This window comes from Roseovarius litorisediminis (assembly GCF_900172295.1).
Taxonomy (GTDB): Bacteria; Pseudomonadota; Alphaproteobacteria; order Rhodobacterales; family Rhodobacteraceae; genus Roseovarius; species Roseovarius litorisediminis.
The window spans coordinates 563,010-581,970 of sequence record NZ_FWFL01000001.1 but is presented as its reverse complement, the minus strand read 5'-3'; the positions used below and the strand labels follow the sequence as shown (position 1 = coordinate 581,970).

The 18,961-nt window shown below is 54.8% G+C and carries 17 protein-coding genes; 8 read left to right on the top strand and 9 right to left on the bottom strand.

Annotation, left to right across the window (positions count from 1 at the left end):
- The first annotated feature begins 80 nt into the window (after positions 1-80).
- The 5 genes from PEL8287_RS02790 to queF all read left to right on the top strand — a co-directional run bounded on the left by PEL8287_RS02790 (position 81) and on the right by queF (position 4,116).
- On the top strand, positions 81-1,598 hold the full coding sequence (locus PEL8287_RS02790) for a class I adenylate-forming enzyme family protein (protein ID WP_085890812.1): 1,518 nt from the start codon (positions 81-83) through the stop codon (positions 1,596-1,598).
- Positions 1,599-1,853: 255 nt separating this feature from the next.
- Positions 1,854-2,552 carry a 7-cyano-7-deazaguanine synthase QueC gene (gene queC / locus PEL8287_RS02785; protein WP_085890811.1) on the top strand — a complete coding sequence of 233 codons (699 nt, stop codon included), beginning with the start codon at positions 1,854-1,856 and terminating at the stop codon, positions 2,550-2,552.
- Positions 2,552-2,908, top strand: coding sequence for a 6-carboxytetrahydropterin synthase QueD (gene queD, locus PEL8287_RS02780; RefSeq protein WP_085890810.1), 357 nt, complete (start codon positions 2,552-2,554; stop codon positions 2,906-2,908). Before queC ends, queD begins: the two co-directional genes overlap by 1 nt.
- Positions 2,887-3,633, top strand: a complete 747-nt coding sequence (gene queE / locus PEL8287_RS02775; protein WP_085890809.1) for a 7-carboxy-7-deazaguanine synthase QueE — start codon at positions 2,887-2,889, stop codon at positions 3,631-3,633. Before queD ends, queE begins: the two co-directional genes overlap by 22 nt.
- 15 nt (positions 3,634-3,648) lie before the next feature.
- Positions 3,649-4,116 (top strand): preQ(1) synthase, encoded by a 468-nt coding sequence (gene queF / locus PEL8287_RS02770; RefSeq protein ID WP_085890808.1) that lies wholly within the window; start codon positions 3,649-3,651, stop codon positions 4,114-4,116.
- Between the two features lie 115 nt (positions 4,117-4,231).
- Here queF and PEL8287_RS02765 read toward each other — a convergent pair whose 3' ends face one another.
- From PEL8287_RS02765 to PEL8287_RS02725, 9 genes are all read right to left on the bottom strand, one after another.
- A complete protein-coding gene (locus tag PEL8287_RS02765; RefSeq protein WP_085890807.1) occupies positions 4,232-4,504 on the bottom strand; it encodes a YMGG-like glycine zipper-containing protein in 273 nt (90 codons plus the stop codon).
- 127 nt (positions 4,505-4,631) lie between these two features.
- Positions 4,632-5,522: a DMT family transporter gene (locus PEL8287_RS02760; RefSeq protein ID WP_085890806.1), complete on the bottom strand. Its 891-nt coding sequence runs from the start codon at positions 5,520-5,522 to the stop codon at positions 4,632-4,634.
- 5 nt (positions 5,523-5,527) lie between these two features.
- On the bottom strand, positions 5,528-6,556 hold the full coding sequence (locus PEL8287_RS02755; protein ID WP_085890805.1) for a DMT family transporter: 1,029 nt from the start codon (positions 6,554-6,556) through the stop codon (positions 5,528-5,530).
- 171 nt (positions 6,557-6,727) lie between these two features.
- On the bottom strand, positions 6,728-8,674 hold the full coding sequence (acs, locus tag PEL8287_RS02750; protein WP_176228535.1) for an acetate--CoA ligase: 1,947 nt from the start codon (positions 8,672-8,674) through the stop codon (positions 6,728-6,730).
- An 85-nt stretch (positions 8,675-8,759) separates the two neighbouring features.
- Positions 8,760-9,515: an ABC transporter ATP-binding protein gene (locus PEL8287_RS02745; RefSeq protein ID WP_085890803.1), complete on the bottom strand. Its 756-nt coding sequence runs from the start codon at positions 9,513-9,515 to the stop codon at positions 8,760-8,762.
- A gap of 14 nt (positions 9,516-9,529) precedes the next feature.
- Positions 9,530-10,285 (bottom strand): ABC transporter ATP-binding protein, encoded by a 756-nt coding sequence (locus PEL8287_RS02740; RefSeq protein WP_085890802.1) that lies wholly within the window; start codon positions 10,283-10,285, stop codon positions 9,530-9,532.
- A gap of 12 nt (positions 10,286-10,297) precedes the next feature.
- The gene (locus tag PEL8287_RS02735) at positions 10,298-11,491 is read right to left on the bottom strand and encodes a branched-chain amino acid ABC transporter permease (RefSeq protein ID WP_085890801.1); all 1,194 of its coding nucleotides are present in this window, start codon (positions 11,489-11,491) and stop codon (positions 10,298-10,300) included.
- 3 nt (positions 11,492-11,494) lie between these two features.
- A complete protein-coding gene (locus tag PEL8287_RS02730; RefSeq protein ID WP_085890800.1) occupies positions 11,495-12,526 on the bottom strand; it encodes a branched-chain amino acid ABC transporter permease in 1,032 nt (343 codons plus the stop codon).
- 93 nt (positions 12,527-12,619) lie between these two features.
- Positions 12,620-13,966 (bottom strand): substrate-binding protein, encoded by a 1,347-nt coding sequence (locus PEL8287_RS02725; RefSeq protein WP_085890799.1) that lies wholly within the window; start codon positions 13,964-13,966, stop codon positions 12,620-12,622.
- A 219-nt stretch (positions 13,967-14,185) separates the two neighbouring features.
- Here PEL8287_RS02725 and PEL8287_RS02720 point away from each other — a divergent pair, with 219 nt between their 5' ends.
- The 3 genes from PEL8287_RS02720 to PEL8287_RS02705 all read left to right on the top strand — a co-directional run bounded on the left by PEL8287_RS02720 (position 14,186) and on the right by PEL8287_RS02705 (position 18,884).
- Positions 14,186-15,493 carry a helix-turn-helix domain-containing protein gene (locus PEL8287_RS02720; protein ID WP_085890798.1) on the top strand — a complete coding sequence of 436 codons (1,308 nt, stop codon included), beginning with the start codon at positions 14,186-14,188 and terminating at the stop codon, positions 15,491-15,493.
- Positions 15,494-15,564: 71 nt separating this feature from the next.
- Positions 15,565-15,933 carry a response regulator transcription factor gene (locus PEL8287_RS02715; RefSeq protein ID WP_085890797.1) on the top strand — a complete coding sequence of 123 codons (369 nt, stop codon included), beginning with the start codon at positions 15,565-15,567 and terminating at the stop codon, positions 15,931-15,933.
- A 266-nt stretch (positions 15,934-16,199) separates the two neighbouring features.
- On the top strand, positions 16,200-18,884 hold the full coding sequence (locus PEL8287_RS02705; RefSeq protein ID WP_085890795.1) for a sensor histidine kinase: 2,685 nt from the start codon (positions 16,200-16,202) through the stop codon (positions 18,882-18,884).
- The last annotated feature ends 77 nt before the right edge of the window (positions 18,885-18,961 follow it).

Genomic DNA, 18,961 nt, shown 5'->3' with positions numbered 1-18,961 from the left:
CAAAGCGGTTTGTGTGTTTCAACGCAATTGATTGACGGGGCAATGGATGTTTCTGTGGTGGCAGAAAACAGGGGACACGCATGAACATCGCAATTTTGCTGGAACGTATTGCGAAGGTAGACCCGGCACGTCCGGCGATTTTTTTGGGGTATGACTGTGTGGCGGACTATGGTCAGTTCCACAATCGCGCCGCTCGATTTGCAAGCTGGTTAGCGGGACAGGGCGTTCAACCCGGCAACCGGGTGGCGATTTTTATGACGAACTGCCCGGACTATCTGATTGCCATGTGCGGCATCTGGTATGCAGGGGCCGTAATTGTTCCGATAAATGCGAAACTTCACGGCCGCGAGGCGGCATGGATCATTGAAAATGCGGGCGCCAGCTTTACGGTGACATCTCGGGGCTTGGCTGAGGCGCTGTTAGAGGCCGGTGCGTCCGGTCGGGTTGTTGACATCTCCGGGACAGACTATGCGCAGGCCTTGCGGGGGCCGCCTTTGGCACAGGTTACGGCGCGCGCGCCCACGGATCTGGCATGGTTGTTTTACACTTCCGGCACCACCGGGCGCCCCAAGGGGGTTATGATCACTCATCGCATGCTGATCGCGATGTCATTGGTTTATCACGTTGATGTCGACCCGGTCCGACCCTGTGATGCCACACTGTATGCCGCCCCAATGAGCCACGGCGCCGGTATCTATGCGATGCTGCATGTGCAGATGGGCGCACGCCATGTCTGCCCGATATCCGAAGGGTTTGACGAGGCTGAAATCCTTGATCTGGCGCGTCATCATCGCGACATTCACTTGTTCGCCGCCCCGACCATGGTCAAGCGATTAACGGCCTATGCAAAGGCATCAGGCGCCACTGGTGAGGGTTTGCGAAGCCTGGTGTATGCCGGTGGCCCGATGTATTTGGCCGATATCATCGAGGCCGTTGATCACTTTGGCGACAGGTTCATCCAGATTTACGGTCAGGGTGAATGCCCGATGTCCATAACGGCGCTGTCCCGCAAAGATATAAACGACCGGGGCCAGCCACGTTGGCGCGAGCGCCTGGGGTCGGTGGGACGTGCGCAATCTGTGGTCGAGGTCATGATTGGTGGTGCCGAGGGCCATGAACTGCCACGCGGCACAGCTGGCGAGATCATGGTGCGTGGGGATACTGTGATGCCAGGATATTGGAACAACCCCGAAGCAACGGCAAAAACTCTGGTGAACGGCTGGCTGCTGACTGGCGATGTGGGCCATATGGATGAAGATGGCTATGTTACACTGCAGGACCGTTCGAAAGACATGATAATTTCGGGCGGATCAAACATCTATCCGCGTGAAGTAGAAGAGGTTTTGCTAACACATCCATCGCTCAGCGAGGTGTCCGTGGTTGGCCGCAAGAGCGCCGAATGGGGGGAAGATATTGTTGCATTCGTGGTGCTTGCAGAAGGGGCGGGTCTGGACCGGGAAGCGCTTGACACCCATTGCCTGGAGCAGATCGCCCGGTTCAAAAGACCAAAAGACTATTTTGTGCTGCCTGAACTGCCCAAGAACAATTACGGCAAGGTTCTGAAAACCGAATTGCGTGCCAGATTGCACGACGGCTAAAGCGTTTCATAATCAACTTGCGAAACAGGTTTTTTTTCGAAGCGCTCGCAGTATCAATAGGGTACGCACATTTCGAGACAACCCCATGAGTCAGGTTTATCTTGGAATGCTTTTGATCCTGAAAATGGCGGGATATGGCATTAGCCCGCAGTGGCCCTGGCCTTGACGTGGCTTGCCAAACTATTCAGGACAATTTAGATGGTTCGCCTGGCGGTCGCAGCCTACCCGCCCATAGCTAAAACAAGGACTGGAAAATTGAATACGATTGTCATCTGCTCGGGCGGGCTCGATTCCGTATCGCTTGCGCACAAAGTTGCTGCTGAAAATACGTTGAAGGGGCTTTTGTCCTTCAACTATGGGCAACGTCACTCCAAGGAGCTGGACTATGCTGCGGCTTGCGCTGCGCGTCTTGGGGTGCCGTTCAAGGCAGTTGATATTCAGGCAGTTGGCGCGGCTTTGACCGGGTCGGCTCTGACTGACAACATAAATGTGCCGGATGGGCATTATGCAGAGGAAACGATGAAACTTACCATCGTGCCCAATCGCAATGCGATCATGCTGGCAATTGCCTTTGGTATGGCAGCAGCGGAAAAGGCCGATGCCGTCGCCACGGCGGTACATGGTGGCGATCATTTCATTTATCCCGACTGCCGGCCTGCCTTCATCTCTGCGTTTCAGGCGATGCAGGATCAGGCGCTGGACGGATACGCAACGGTTCGGCTGTATACGCCTTATGTTGATGGGTCCAAGGCCGATATCGTGATCGATGGCGCCCGTCATAACACCCCATTTGCGCAGACATGGTCATGCTACAAGGGCGGTGAACGTCATTGTGGGCGTTGCGGAACCTGTGTCGAGCGGCGCGAGGCGTTTCATCTGGCGGGCGTGAATGACCCCACTGAATACGATGATCCTGATTTTTGGCTGACCGCTGTCAACAAGGCGGGTGTGTGATGTACCGGATCAGCAAGGAATTTCACTTTTCCGCTTCTCACCAGCTGAAGGGATTGCCGGAGGATCACCAATGTGCACGCCTTCATGGCCACAACTATGTTGTTGTAATTGAGCTGCAAAGTGAAGCGTTGAATGCAAATGGTTTTGTGCGTGATTATCTGGATCTTGCAGCGCTGAAGCGGTACATCGACGAAACCCTCGACCACCGGCATCTCAATGATGTTCTGGGCGATGACCGGGTCACAGCCGAACACTTGGCCAGACATTTTTACGACTGGTGTAAAGCGCGCTGGTCCGAAGTATCTGCGGCGAAAGTCAGTGAAACCCCAAAAACATGGGCGGAATACCGGCCGTGAAAGTTGATGAAAAAATCCGCGTGTCGGAAATATTCGGACCTACCATTCAGGGCGAAGGGGCGCTTATCGGGGTGCCCACGGTGTTTGTCCGAACAGGCGGCTGCGATTATCGGTGCCGTTGGTGTGACAGCCTGCACGCCGTTGATTCTGAGTACCGTGAGTCATGGAAAGCGTTTACTTCACAAGAGGTTATAGACGAAATTTCACGTCTTTCAGGAGGCGTTCCGTTGATGGTGTCGCTGTCCGGCGGCAACCCGGCAATCCAACCCTTGGGTGGTTTGATTGAATTGGGCCATGCCAAGGGCTATCGCTTTGCGCTGGAAACTCAAGGCTCGGTTGCCAGAAGGTGGTTTGCGGACCTGGATTTGTTGGTGCTCAGCCCCAAGCCACCCTCAAGTGGAATGGAGACGGATTGGGGTCTTTTGCAGGACTGCAGGAACGCTGCGCAAGGTACTGATACCATTTTAAAAGTAGTCGTTTTTGACGAGGCGGATTATGCTTATGCCCGCGAAGTCGCAAAGCGGCATCACGACCTTCCGATGTATTTGCAGCCTGGCAACCATACGCCGCCGCCGCCAGATGATGACAAAGCGGTTGTGGATCAGAACGGCATTGATGAGCGCATGCGCTGGCTTGTGGATCGCGTGACCGCCGACAAGTGGTTTGAAGCGCGGGTCTTGCCGCAATTGCACGTCATGTTGTGGGGCAACAAACGCGGTGTCTGATTGAGAGTGGATAAAATGAACGACGACAATATCTATAAGAATCTCAAACAGTTGGGGGGTGAAACTAAACTTCCTGACAGTCCCGAAAAGGCCGAACTGGAAAAGGTGCCGAACCCGCAGGCGGACGTGGCCTATAACGTACGTTTTGTGGCGCCGGAATTTACCTCGCTTTGTCCGATGACGGGGCAGCCGGATTTTGCCCATCTGGTAATTGATTACGTACCGGGGGCCTGGTTGGTTGAAAGCAAGTCTCTGAAATTGTTTTTAGGCTCATTCCGGAATCACGGCGCGTTTCACGAGGATTGCACCGTTTCCATCGCCCGCCGGCTGGCGGATTTTCTGGACCCACAATGGCTACGAATTGGTGGCTACTGGTACCCACGCGGCGGCATTCCGATCGATGTCTTTTATCAGACAGGGCCGATGCCAGAAGGCGTCTGGATACCCGATCAGGGCGTGCCGCCTTATCGCGGGCGCGGGTAAGCCTAAAGCGCTTCGAGATCAAGGTGATCCGCAACCTGATCTCGAAACGTCCACACCATCGATAGCGACCGGGGTTGAGCCTTATGGTGCTGAGTGCACAATAAGTCGAAACGCTTTAGCCACAACGTCTAACCCGATATCTGCCGTCGCCATTGTTGTAGGCACATTCGTTGGTGCGGGTGTTCCTGGCCACCAATGCGCCGATTGCCGCCCCCGTGAGGGCTGTTAGCACAATCCAGTCACTGTCTGCGTCAAATACCTTGGCCGTGATAAACCCCGCACCAGCACCAATCACCGCGCCGGTGAGAATACGTTCGTCCCGGGCATCCATGCAGCCCGCCAAGGTTAAACCTGCAGTGCAAGCGAGTATAATAAGTAACTGTCGCATATGAACACTCCTATCGTGATGTCGTGCAGACAGCGCTGCCTGCCAAACCAAGTTTAGCAGAACGTTCTCTTTGCGGGATTGATATGGGTTAATTGCAGTCTGTGAAATATTCCGGATGCGGAAGGTTTCAGATGATCGTTACGGGTGGCTTCCGGCGGGCACCGGTCAGGGCATTTCCCACAATTGCAGCTAATAGGACGACACCGCCAATTAAAGTATTTGTTGTGGTTGTTTCACCCAAGGCAAGCCAGACCCAGAAAGGGGCGAGTACAACCTCGGCCAGGGATAACAATGTCAGTTCGGCCGCCGGCACGGTCTTGGAGCCAATTGTATAAAGCACCAGGCCCGCACCCACCTGAAAGATGCCCATGCCAAGAGCGATGCCGCCATCAAGCCGGGAAATGATCAATGGAAGCCCGAGTACCGCACATATACCCGTCATGATTACGATGGCAAAGATACCAGATAAGAAGACCGCCGGCATCATTTCCCCGCTTTTTCCCCAACGCAGGGCGATTGTGAAAACGGCAAAGCCGAACGCCGACCCAAGTGCTGCCAGGCTGCCTGAAACAGCTGAGCTATCGGAATTGTCCCAGACCATGACGCTGATCCCGAAAAAGGCAAAAGCTATCGCAATCCATGTGGCGCGACGCACCCGTTCGCCCAGCACCAGAAGGCCCAGGATTGCGGCCATGAAAGGCGCACTGGCAAACAGTATCATCGCGTTGGCGACCGACGTGTTTTGGACAGCGTAAATACCGCCCGTGTAGGCTGCAACCAAAGACAGGCCACCAATCACGCCGGGAAGACCCGAAGCCCTGGCCAGTTTGAACGGATCGCGCCCGGTTCGTATGCGGATCACGATGTACAACAGCGCGGTCAGACTGAGCGATCTGTACAACAAAATCTGCCAGACCAGTGAATCCTCGATCAGCCGGATACCCAAGCCCACAGTTGACCACAGGACACCAGCCAGGAATACAAGCACATAGCCACCTGCGCGACGCTCGGACGGCATGCGGGTCACAAGAGGTTCTCGTCGTCGGGAATATTCGGAAGCATGGGGCCACCGGGGACAAAGGCAGCTTCGGCCATGACAGTGGGTTCATCATGCCGACGCGCGGCGCGAATCTCGCGAAATCCAACGTAGAGCCCACTGAGGATGATCAGGGCCATGCCGACAAGGGTATTTGAAGGGGGGATTTCAGACCACATGAAATAGGCAACACCCGCGGCAATCGGCAGGTAGGTATAGTCAAAAGGTGCGACCAGGCTGGCATTAGCCACCTGATAGGCCCGCGACAGCAGTATCCAGCCCAGCATTCCCACAAAGCCCAGAAGCATCAAATCCAACCAGTCCCGCGCCAGGGCGGTGGGCCAGGTCATACGCAGGTGCTGAAACTCGGGCCCGATTGTAATTACCTGATTGGTCAACCACCCCAGTGGCAGGATCAGTAGCCCCATGAAACTGATGGTTTGCAGCCCAGCTGTCAGGCTGGATTCGCCCTCGCCAATCTTGCGGGCAATAATTTGTGAAATGGCGTAGGTCAGAGCGCACAACAGTGGCAGGATTGCCACCCAGGTAAAGCTGTCGCCGACTGGATTCATCGCGATAACGACCCCGATGAATCCGATGATGAGTGCCGCGATCCGATGCCAGCCAATGGTTTCGCGTAAGAAAACTGCGGCCAGAAGGGCTGTCATCAGCGGGGCGGAAAAGAAGATTGTTGTAACCTCAGCCAATCCCATGAACGGAAAAGCTGCGTAGAACAGCGAAAAACCAGCGGCAAGCAAAACTGCGCGCGCAAAATGTAGGGGCCAGAGGGGTGTGAATATCCGGTGGGGTGGGCCCAGCCACAGCATGACCGGCATAAGCAAAACTAGCGTCACGACTGAGCGGACAAAAATCAGGTTCCAAACCGGGTGCGTGTTCAGAAGTGATTTCATCAACACGTCCTGAATTACGAAAAACACCATTCCCGCTTCAACGCACAAAATACCTTCAAGCGCGCGAGACGGTATATTGGTTCTTTCCGTAGCCAGAGAAGACATGAGTTGCGACGGTCCAAAAATTCCATACGCGCCGAAATTGGCGGAATATCCGGAACAGGCTGCTTAGTTGCACATTGAATGTCTTGCCTGTTTGCGACCGCCTGTCGCAAACAAACCCCGCAAGGATGAGCCTTGCGGGGTGAAGTAATTGAAACGGATGAATTAAATACGTCAGCTCCGGTTCATGCGGTTTTCGATCAGGTCATCTACTACGGCGGGCTCGGCCAGGGTTGAGGTGTCCCCAAGTGCGCCGTAATCGTTTTCGGCGATCTTGCGAAGGATACGACGCATGATCTTGCCGGAACGGGTTTTCGGTAGGCCAGGGGCCCATTGAATGAGGTCCGGCTTGGCAATCGGGCCAATCTCGGTCCGGACCCATTTTTCAAGCTCCTTGCGAAGCTCTTCGGTGGGCTCGACCCCGTTCATCAGGGTGACATAGGCATAGATGCCCTGACCTTTGATGTCATGCGGGTAACCAACCACGGCGGCCTCGGCGACCTTTGCGTGGGCCACAAGCGCGCTTTCGACTTCGGCGGTGCCCATCCGGTGGCCGGAAACATTGATCACGTCATCAACCCGGCCAGTGATCCAGTAATAGCCGTCCGCATCGCGGCGGCATCCGTCCCCGGTGAAGTAATAGCCTTTGTAATCCGAGAAATATGTCTTCTCGAACCGCTCGTGATCGCCGTAGACGGTGCGCATCTGGCCCGGCCAACTGTCTTTGATGCAGAGCACGCCTTCGGCCTCGGTCGTGGTGATTTCTGCCCCGGTTGTCGGTTCCAGAATGACCGGCTGAACCCCAAAAAAGGGCAGGGTGCAAGAGCCAGGCTTGGTCGCGGTGGCGCCGGGCAGGGGGGTCATCAGGTGACCGCCGGTTTCGGTTTGCCACCAGGTATCGACGATCGGGCAACGGCCCTTGCCAACTACCTCGTTGTACCAGTTCCAGGCCTCGGGGTTGATCGGTTCGCCTACGGTGCCCAAAACCTTGAGATCTGAAAGATCGCATTTTTCAACAAAGGAATTGCCCTGGCCCATCAAGGCCCGCAAAGCTGTTGGTGCGGTGTAGAACTGGTTGACTTTATGTTTCTCGCAGACCTGCCAGAAACGGCTGGCGTCGGGAAAGGTCGGTACGCCCTCAAACATCAATGTGGTGGCACCATTGGCCAGCGGGCCGTAAACGATATAGCTATGACCGGTGACCCAGCCCACATCGGCGGTGCACCAATAGACATCACCATCGTGATAGTCAAAGACCAGTTCCTGAGTCATCGCAGCATAAACAAGATAGCCGCCCGAAGTGTGCACGACACCCTTGGGCTGGCCGGTGGAGCCTGAGGTGTAGAGAATGAACAGCGGATCTTCGGCGTTCATCTCCTCGGGGGTACATTCTGTCGCGGCGGCAGACATCAGCGCGGTGCAGTCATAATCGCGGTCGGTCCAGGTGGTCTGGCCGCCGGTCCGTTTGACGACAAGGCATTTTACCCTGTCATCGCAATGCAAAAGCGCCGCATCGGTGTTGGATTTGAGCGCGGTCTTGCGCCCGCCACGTGGGGCCTCGTCGGCGGTGATCACCACCTTGGCGTCCGACCCGTTGATCCTTGCACCAAGCGCGTCGGGCGAAAAGCCCGCGAACACGATAGAATGTATCGCGCCAATACGGGCACAGGCCAACATGGCGTAGGCAGCCTCGGGTATCATTGGCAGGTACAGAACAACCCGGTCGCCTTTCCCGACGCCAAGATCCCTGAGGACGTTGGCCATACGGCAGGTATTTTCATGCAATTCCCGATAGGTGATGTGCCGGGCGGCATCGTTGGGATCGTCGGGCTCCCAGATGATGGCAGTCTGATCGCCGCGGTTTGCGAGATGCCGGTCAATACAGTTGGCAGAAACGTTCAGCGTGCCGTCTGCATACCAGTTGATTGATACATTGCCGAAATCATAGTTGACATCCTTGACCTGGGTATAGGGTTTGATCCAGTCGATGCGCTTGCCCTGCTCACCCCAGAACGCGTCCGGATCATTGATCGAGGCAGCGTACATATCTTTGTATCTGGCCGCGTCGATATGGGCGTTCGCGGAGAATTCGGCGGAGGGGGGATAGGTTTTATCGGACATGTCGGACCTTCTCATCATGGGTCTGTCAAAGTTTAGTAGCCCGCCCGCCAAACGTATATCAAGATAGCGAGCGGGCAAATCCGGCTTAGATGGCCAAATATTCAGCGCGCAGTTCTTCGTTCTCCAGAACTTCGGCAGCGGTGCCGTCAAAAACGATTCCGCCGGTATCAAGGATAACCGCCCGGTCAGCCAGTTCCAGAGCCCGCACGGCGTTTTGTTCGACAATGACAGTGGTGATGCCCTGCTCTTTGATAACGCGCAGGGTTTTTTCAATCTCGTCCACGATCACCGGGGCCAGACCTTCGTAGGGCTCGTCCAGGAGCAGAACCTTGATGTCGCGCGCAAGCGCCCGGGCCACGGCCAGCATCTGTTGTTCGCCACCTGACAGGGTCACACCCTCTTGGGTGCGGCGTTCTTTCAAACGCGGAAACAACTCGTACAAACGATCTAGTGACCAGCCAATGGGCGGCGCGATCTGGGCCAATTGCAGGTTTTCCTCGACCGAGAGGCCGGGAATAATGCAGCGATCTTCGGGCACCAGGCCGATACCTGCGGCGGCGGCCTCGTGGCTTTTCATGGTGTGCAAGGGCTGGTGATCCAGCCAGATCTCGCCATGCTGAAGCTGAGGGTCATCCATCCTGGCAATCGAGCGAAGCGTGGTGGTCTTGCCCGCGCCGTTACGGCCCAGCAGGGCCAGAATTTCACCCTCGTGCACATTAAAGCTGATGCCCTGAACGATGTAGCTTTCGCCGTAATAGGATTGCATATCCCATACCGAAAGAAAGGCAGGGGCGGTCTCGGCGTGGCTGTGGCCTTTTGAAAAGTCTGGTTTGACGTTCATGTTCGTATTCCCTTTTAAGCCGATTCACCAAGATACGCTTCGCGCACTTTGGGATGACCCCTGATTTTATCCGGCGTGTCTTCGACCAACGGTGAACCCTGTGCCAAAACGGTGATCCGTTCAGCAAGGCTGAAAACCACGTGCATGTCGTGTTCGATGATCGCGATGGTAATGTCACGCTCGTCCTTGATCTGCTTCAGCAGGTCGATGGTGTTGTTGGTATCGGCGCGTGCCATGCCCGCTGTCGGTTCGTCCAGCAGCAAGAGCCGCGGATTTTGCGAAAGACACATGCCGATCTCGAGTCGGCGCTTGTTGCCGCGCGACATTGAGGCAGAGTGATCGTGCCGCTGATCAGCCATGTTCAGGCTTTCCAGCATATGTTCCGCCTGTTCGATGATCTCTTTCTCGTTTGCGGTGCTTTCCACGGCGTGCATCCGAAAGGCGCCGTCGCGCTTGGCAAAGATCGGGATCATCATGTTTTCCAGCACGGTCAGGTCACCAAAGATTTCGGGGGTCTGAAAAACGCGGGAAATACCCATCTGACAGATCTCGAAAGGTTTGCGACCCAATACCGATTGGCCGTCAAACATGACCGAGCCTGTATCGGGAATAAGCTTGCCGATCAGAACGTTCAGCAGCGTGGATTTGCCGGCGCCGTTTGGACCAATGATGGCGTGAACGCTGTTTTCTTCAACGCTGAGGTTTACATCGCCCAGGGCCTGCAGACCGCCGAAACGTTTGTTTACGTTTTTGACTTCAAGGATACCCATTGTTCAGTCTCCTTATTCCGCAGGGGTGGATTGAGTGGTTTTTTCCGCGTCGTTGTCGGATTTTTTACCACGGAGCATGCGCATTATTCGTTGACCGCCTTCAACCAGCCCGCCGGGCAGGAAGATCACGACCATCATGAAAAGCACGCCAAGGGTCAGGTGCCAGCCGGAGCCAACGAAATGTTCAACAACCCAGACAACGGCGTTTTCAAGTCCGTCGGGCAGGAAGCCAAACCATTCATGAAGAACGTTCTCATTGATTTTCGAAAAGATATTCTCGAAATATTTGATGAAACCTGCACCTACGACGGGGCCTATCAATGTACCAGCACCGCCAAGGATAGTCATAAGAACAACCTCGCCTGACGCGGTCCACTGCATCCGTTCAGCGCCGGCCAGAGGGTCCATCGAAGCAAGCAGACCTCCAGCCAGACCGGCATACATACCGGAAATCACAAAAGCGGCCAGTGTATAGGGTTTGGCGTTCAGACCCGTATAGTTCATCCGGGTCTGGTTGGATTTGACGGCCCGCAGCATCATACCGAAGGGCGAGCGGAAGATGCGTATCGAGAGATAGAACATCAATACCATCAGAACTGCACAGAGGTAGTAACCTGCATTGAAATCGAACGACCATGCGCCCAGTTCCATTGTGTAGGTAGAGCGCATCTCGACCAGGCCAAAAAGGTGCGGAACGGTTTCCCAGTCGTCGATCAGATACTGTGGATCAGATGTATAGACCTGCAAGCCGGTTTCGCCGTTGGTGATCGGTGTCAGAACCGAATAGGCGAGGTTAAAGCTCATTTGAGCAAAAGCCAGTGTCAGGATCGAGAAATAGATGCCCGAGCGCCGCAGACTGACATACCCGATCACGACCGCGAAAAGCCCGGCCACGATTACACTAAGGATGATCCCTGGAACAATGTTGTAGTCCAGCAGTTTGAACATCCATACCGTCGAATAGCTGCCGACCCCAAGGAAGGCGGCGTGACCAAAAGAGAGATAACCGGTCAGGCCAAAAAGGATGTTGAAGCCGATGGCGAAGATCCCGAAGATCACAAAACGCTGCATCAGGTCCGGGTAGCCCGCATTGAACTGCGCCATGGCGCTGTCCGTGGGGAACGGGTTAAGCAGGAATGGCGCCAGCATGGCCAAAGCTGCAACGATCAGCAGCATTTTCATGTCGTGTTTGTTCAGACCTAACATGGCTTAGTCCTCCATCACGCCCTTGCGGCCCATCAGGCCACGCGGACGTGTCAGTAGAATGATAATTGCGACGACATAAATGATGATCTGGTCGATGCCCGGAAGCAGCGATTTGATCTCGTTCATGGAGGCGAAACTTTCCAGGATGCCCAGAAGAAACCCTGCGGCGACGGCCCCGGGTAAGGACCCCATGCCGCCAACAACGACAACCACGAAACTAAGCACGAGGAAATCCATTCCCATGTGATAGTTGGGAGAGTTTATCGGCGCGTACATGACCCCGGCAAGCCCGGCCACTGCGGCCGCAATTCCAAACATGATGGTAAAGCGCTTGTCGATGTTGATGCCCAGAAGCCCAACGGTTTCCCGGTCAGCCATCCCTGCGCGTACGACCATGCCAAAGGTGGTAAATTGAAGGAAGGCAAACACCGTCCCGATGATCACTGCCGCAAAGGCGAAGTAGACCAGCCGCCAGTACGGATAGATAATCACGTTTGGATCAAAGCCCAAAAGCGTGCCGAAATCAAAGCTGCCTTTAAATACGTCCGGTGCCGGAGTAGGTATCGGGTTGGCGCCGTAGTAATGCTTGATGATTTCCTGCATCACAATTGCCAGCCCGAAGGTCACCAGGATTTGGTCGGCATGGGGGCGTTTGTAGAAATGCTTGATCAGACCGCGCTCCATAATGAAGCCGATACCGATCATGATGGGAATGGAAAACAGAATCGCAAGCGGGACCGCCCAGTCGATGATGCTGGCCCCAAGTTCGGGTCCGAACCAGCTTTCGATATAGGCTGTCTTAACCTTAAGCGGATTACCCAGAAAGTCGGTCTGGGTTTCATCGATGGTTTCGAAGCTGAGGTTAAGAATCTTTGACAAAGAGACCGCGCAGAAAGCGCCAATCATGAACAGTGCCCCGTGGGCAAAGTTCACCACGCCAAGCGTGCCGAAAATCAAAGTAAGCCCAAGCGCGATCAGCGCATAGGCCGAGCCCTTGTCGAGCCCGTTGAGAATTTGAAGGATGACTGCGTCCATTGTTCCCACCCGTGGGTTAAGAAAAGTAGCCGTAATTTAATTATTTACGGTAGGGAAACGGCCGCGCATAGCGCGCGGCCGAAACCATAGGGTTTAGGCGCCTGGGTTACACTTGCCCAGTTCCCCACCAGCAAACATCGGATGATCCGGCGCGTATTCCACTTGGGCGCGCGGTGTCACCTCGACGATTTCCAGTGTGTCGTACTGGTTGGTCGGGTTTTCTTTACCTTTCATGACCAGCACGTCTTTGAAGCACTGGTGATCATCAGCACGGTAAAGGGTCGGACCATTGCCCAGACCATCGAATTCAAACCCTTCCAGAGCTTCTGCAACACCGCAGGGGTTGAATGTGCCAGCACGTTCGCATGCATCCGCATAAAGCAGGGTCTGCACATAGCAGGTGTGCGCCGAGTTCGAGGGCGGACGGCCATATTTTTCACCGAAGGATTTAACAAAGGCTTTGGTGCCTTCATCCTGCAGTTGCCAGTTCCAGTTCATCGAACCGATAACGCCTTGCACGTTTTCGCCAGCACCCGCTGCCATCAACTCCGAATAGAGCGGAACAACGATTTCGAACTGTTTACCGTTGACCATCTTGTCCTGAAGGCCGAACTGAACCGCGTTGGTCAGCGAGTTTACCATGTTGCCGCCGTAGTGGTTCAGAACCAGAACATCGGCGCCCGAGTTCAGAACCGGCGCGATATAGGACGAGAAGTCGGTCGAGGCCAGCGGTGTCAAAACGTTGTTGACGGTTTCCCAACCCATGGCTTCGGTTGCAGCCTGCATCGACGCCTGCTGAGTCCAGCCCCAGGTGTAGTCTGCTGTCAGGTGATAGGCGCGACGGTCTTTGCCGTACGCGTTTGCCAGAACCGGGGCCAGCGCGGCACCCGACATGTAGGCGTTAAAGAAGTGACGGAACCCGTTAGCCTTCTTGTCTTTACCGGTGGTGTCGTTCGAGTGGGTCAGGCCCGCCATGAAGATAACGCCAGCCTCTTGGCAGAGACCCTGAACAGCAACAGCCACGCCCGAGGACGAACCGCCGTTGATCATGATTGCGCCGTCTTTTTCAATCATCGACTTGGCCGATGCACGTGCAGCGTCTGATTTGGTTTGCGTGTCGCCGGTCACGAACTTGACCTTGTTGCCCAGAATGCCGTTGCCCTTGAGCGCTTTCGAGCTGAAGGTGTTCATCATGCCACCGTCGCCTTCGCCGTTCAGGTGCTGAACTGCAAGTTCCTGCGCGCGCAGCTCATCCATGCCTTCTTCGGCATAGGGGCCTGTTTGCGGTACGTTGAAGCCCAGGGTGACGCCGCTACCCGTGGGTTCATTGGTGTAGGCTGCTGCAGAAGAAGCCGTAAAAATCGTCGGCATGGCCACGCCTGCACCAGCAATTGCACTGGTTTTCAGTAGCCCGCGACGAGTGAAGTTAGATTTGGACATAGATACCCTCCCATTGAGAAATTCTTGGAGAGGGCCTCCTCTGCGCCTCTCCAGATAACACAGATGTGCTGGGTCATTATGCCAATGGGTAAGAAAATTTCGCAACAACTGCTTTTAACCAAACAATATTTGTGTAAAAAAATATACAGACCCATGGTTTGTTTTGTAAAAAAATTTCCTGAATTAACGGAAGTCGCGTGAATCGCAAGGAATTTGTAAATGTCTGAGAGCACGATTATCGGTACAAGAATACGTGAACGCAGGATTTTGAGTGGCATTCGCCAATCCGCGCTTGCCAAAGAAGTGGGAATTTCACCTTCTTACCTCAACTTGATCGAGCATAACCGGCGCAGAATCGGTGGGAAAACCCTTTTGAAGCTTGCCGAGGTTCTTGAGGTAGAGCCATCATTGTTATCCGAAGGCGCCGAGGCGACATTGCTGAACGGGCTGAAGGAGGCCGCAGGTGAAAGTGAGGGCGACGGCCCCGAGCTTTCCCGCACCGAAGAATTAGCGGGACGTTTTCCGGGGTGGGCGCATTTGCTGGTCAAACAGTTTCGGAGGTCTCAGGAACTGGAGCGAACGGTCGAAACCCTGACGGACAGATTGGCGCATGACCCTTACCTGTCGGATTCCCTGCACGAGGTCATCTCGACCGTGACTGCGATACGCGCAAGCTCGTCCATTCTTGTCGAGACCAAGTCGCTGGAGCCCGAGTGGCAGAACCGTTTTCATCGTAACATTAACGAAGAAAGCAGCAGACTGGCCGAGGGTGCCGAAGCGTTGGTGCGCTATCTTGAAGCGGCCCCGAACACTCAGGCAGAAATCAAATCACCACAGGACGAGATGCACGCGTTTCTGGCGGACCACGGGTATCATTTTCCGGAACTGGAGACAGAATCTGCGGGCGAGGCTGCAGAAGCTTTGCTTGCAGGTGACAATACAATGGTATCTGAAGCCGCCCGCAAGCTGACGAAGGAAGTACTTTTAAGGTACGAGGAGGATGCTCGGAAATTGCCCCTTCGTGATGTCATGGTTGAGATAAATAAAGTGGGCCTGAACCCCGAAAGCCTAGCCAGGACCTTTGACACCAACATGGCGCGGGTTTTTCGCAGGCTTGCAACCCTGCCCGAAAACGAGGTCGGACCGATAGGATTGGTGGTTTGTGATGGGTCCGGGTCCTTGACCTTTCGCAAGCCATTTCCAAGTTTTTCAGTTCCCCGAAATGCGGGCGCTTGCGCCCTTTGGCCATTGTTTCAGGTCCTGGGCCAGATATTGACGCCAATCCGCGTGCGTTTGAGGCAAGCGGGCAGGGGGGCCGAAGCGGTTCAGGCGCTGGCGGTGGCAGAAAAGGTGGGACGCGGATCGTTCACGCAACCGCAACTGGTTTCGGCACATATGTTAATTTTGCCGGATGATCCCGAATCTAGAACGGAAACGGTTCGGGATGTTGGTGTCAATTGCAGAATTTGCCCGTTGCCGGCGTGCCCCGCAAGACGCGAGCCGTCGATTATGTCAGAGGGCTTTTGACTTAGGGTTGAACATTGACGATAGTCAAATGGCGGGCGGGCCGCTGTTTAATCGGAGGGGAGGCCGATTGGATGGGGAAAAAGGTGCTTCTTATCGAAGACGAACCAAATATTATCGAGGCAGTAAGTTTTATTCTGTCTCGTGATGGCTGGGAGGTTAAGACACACTCGAATGGACATGATGCAATCATGGCCGTGCGCGAGCGTGCACCTGACCTTATAATTCTTGATGTTATGTTACCTGGCAAAAGCGGTTTTGACATTCTGCATGAAATCCGGGCAGACGAAGACCATGCTGAAACGCCGGTTCTGATGCTGACTGCGCGCGGCCAGCTGAAAGATCGAGAGATGGCCGAACGCGCCGGCGCCAGCCGCTATATGACCAAGCCATTTTCTAATGCCGAGGTATTGGACGCCGTCCGATCACTGGTTCCACAATGAAATCCAAGTCCGGCCCGGTTTTTCTTGAACGGCGAACTTACCGCCGTCGTCGTATGATCGACGCGGCACGCCTGTTGCCAGTGCTTGGGATTATACTGGTGAGCATACCATTGCTTTGGAACGGAACACCCGATCCCCATACCAGAACGACGTATGCGATGTTTTACCTATTTGTAGTCTGGATCATCCTGGTGGCGCTTTCTGCGATTATTTCAAGATATCTGGGACCAAATGAAAGCGACGAGCAATCGCTCGGAGATCGGTAAATGGCGACTCTGAACGTCCTGATCCTTGTATGCCTGTCCTATGTGGTGTTCCTATTCGCGATCGCGTTTGCGGCTGACCGGGCGGCGCTTCACGGACGTGGCACATGGTTGCACTCACCCCTGATATATACCCTGTCATTGTCGATCTATTGTACAGCTTGGACATTCTACGGGGCGGTCGGGTTTGCCGCCCGCTCAGGCTTGGAATACCTGACGATCTATCTTGGGCCGACCCTTGTAATGATCGGATGGTGGTGGACCTTGCGCAAGATGGTGAGAATTGGGCGTAGTCAGCGGATTACATCAATTGCAGACCTGATTTCTTCGCGCTACGGCAAGTCAAACACGCTGGCTGTTTTTGTAACCATTCTGGCGGTTGTCGGGACAACACCCTATATCGCGCTTCAACTCCAATCCGTTACGTTGTCCTTTGCTACATTTGCCGAAGCTGACCTGACAAGCACATCGCTTCCAAACAGGCAGTCCACCGCTTTCTTGGTGGCTGTTGGGCTTGCCTTGTTCACGATTCTCTTCGGCACCCGAAACCTGGATGTCAACGAGCGCCACCATGGGGTTGTGATGGCTATCGCGCTTGAGGCTGTGGTCAAACTGTTCGCGCTGCTGGCGGTCGGTGTTTTTGTGGTCTGGGGCCTGGCTGGCGGGGTTGAACAAACGTTAGAACGCATCAATGCGTCAGAGATTGCCCGCTGGGAAGTGCCGACCAGCCGATGGATCGGTCTGACCATGTTGTCTGCTGCCGCATTCCTTTGCCTGCCGCGAATGTTTCAGGTGATGGTGGTCGAAAACGAGAACGAAGGGCATTTGCGCACCGCCGCCTGGGCCTTCCCTGCGTACCTGATGTTGATGAGCCTGTTTGTCGTACCCATTGCCGCTGTTGGCCTTGATGTTCTGCCCCAAGGTTCAAATCCCGACCTGTTCGTTTTAACCCTGCCTTTGAATGCCGGGCGCGACGGGCTGGCGATCCTGTCCTTTCTAGGGGGTTTTTCTTCTGCAACCTCGATGGTGATCGTGGCAGCCATTGCGTTATCGACAATGGTTTCCAATCACGTTGTCATGCCGATATGGCTTCATCTTACAGGGGGCACGGCAGTTGTTTCAGGGGACGTGCGCAACGTTGCCTTGCTGGCAAGGCGGCTGTCGATCGCCGGAATTGTGCTTCTGGGGTACCTCTATCTGCAACTTTCCGGTGGCGGCACCGCCCTGGCAGCGATTGGTCTGGTCTCATTTGCGGGCGTAGCACAGTTTTTGCCCGCTTTGATGGGGGGGCTTGTCTGGCGTGGTGCAACGCGTCTTGGGGCACTGTGCGGATTGGGCGTGGGATTTGCGGTTTGGATGTACTGTTTGTTCCTGCCCAGTTTCGGATCAAGTAGCATATTACCGCAAACCCTGTTTGATCACGGCTTATTTGGGATGTCCTGGTTACGTCCACAGGCCCTGTTTGGCGTGGAGGGGATGGACCAGGTTGTGCATGCAGTGATGTGGAGCATGCTGTTGAACACCGCTTCTTTTGTTTTTGTGTCGCTTGTCAGCTTTCCAAAACCGGTTGAGCGACTGCAGGGAGCGCAGTTTGTCAACGTCTTTCAGCATTCTGCGACCGCAGGAAGCTGGTCTGGCGGATTAGCGCAAAGCGAAGACCTTATGATCATGTCGCAGCGGATTCTTGGCGCGCCCGAGGCGCAGGCGTTTTTTGCGGCTGCGGCGCAACGTCAGGGCCTGGCGGGGTATTTGCCTGAACCGTCGCCGGATTTCCTTCAGGAGCTTGAACGCGAATTGTCCGGGTCGGTCGGAGCCGCAACCGCGCACGCCATGATTTCCCAGATCGTTGGCGGTGCAACAGTGTCTGTCGAAGATCTGATGGCGGTTGCGGATGAAACCGCACAGATCATGGAATATTCCAATCAGCTTGAAGCAAAGTCGCAAGAACAGGCCCGGACCGCGCGGCAGCTGCGCGAGGCAAATGAAAAGCTGACCCAGCTCTCGGTGCAAAAAGACGGTTTTCTGTCACAGATCAGTCACGAACTTCGTACTCCGATGACGTCAATCCGGGCGTTTTCTGAAATTCTTCGCGATACCGAGGATCTTAGCCCGGAAGAGCAAAGTAAGTATTCGTCAATCATTCATGATGAAGCGATCCGGCTGACCCGGCTTTTGGACGACCTGCTGGACCTTAGCGTGTTGGAGAACGGTCAGGTTGTCTTGAATGAACACAAGGGCTGTCTGGAGGATTTGTTGGATCGTGCGGTGGCCATTACCGGTGGAGGAGCTGGCAATTTCGCCATTAGAAGGGAAAAAAGCGCGGAACAGGTGGTGCTGCTGACCGACCTGGATCGTCTGGCGCAGGTGTTTATCAACCTGATCGCGAACGCCCGGAAATATTGCGATGCTGACCGTCCGGAACTGACCATCAAAACCTCGCAGAAAGCCGACAGGTTACTTGTTGATTTCACCGACAATGGCTCGGGCATCCCGACAGACCAACAAACAGTTATCTTTGAGAAGTTTTCCCGTATCGGCCAGACAAAGGCAGGCGGGGCAGGACTTGGACTGGCAATTTGTCGCGAAATCATGGCGCGTCTGGGGGGCGGCATAGATTATTTACCAGGACAACGCGGTGCGTCCTTTCGCGTAACTTTGCCTTTAAACAGTCAAAACGCCACTCAATGAAAAGAGATACATAAACATATTGGTAACTGTGTTGCGCGTAACTTTGCCTCCAGGACACCTGATACGGGTAGTGGCGG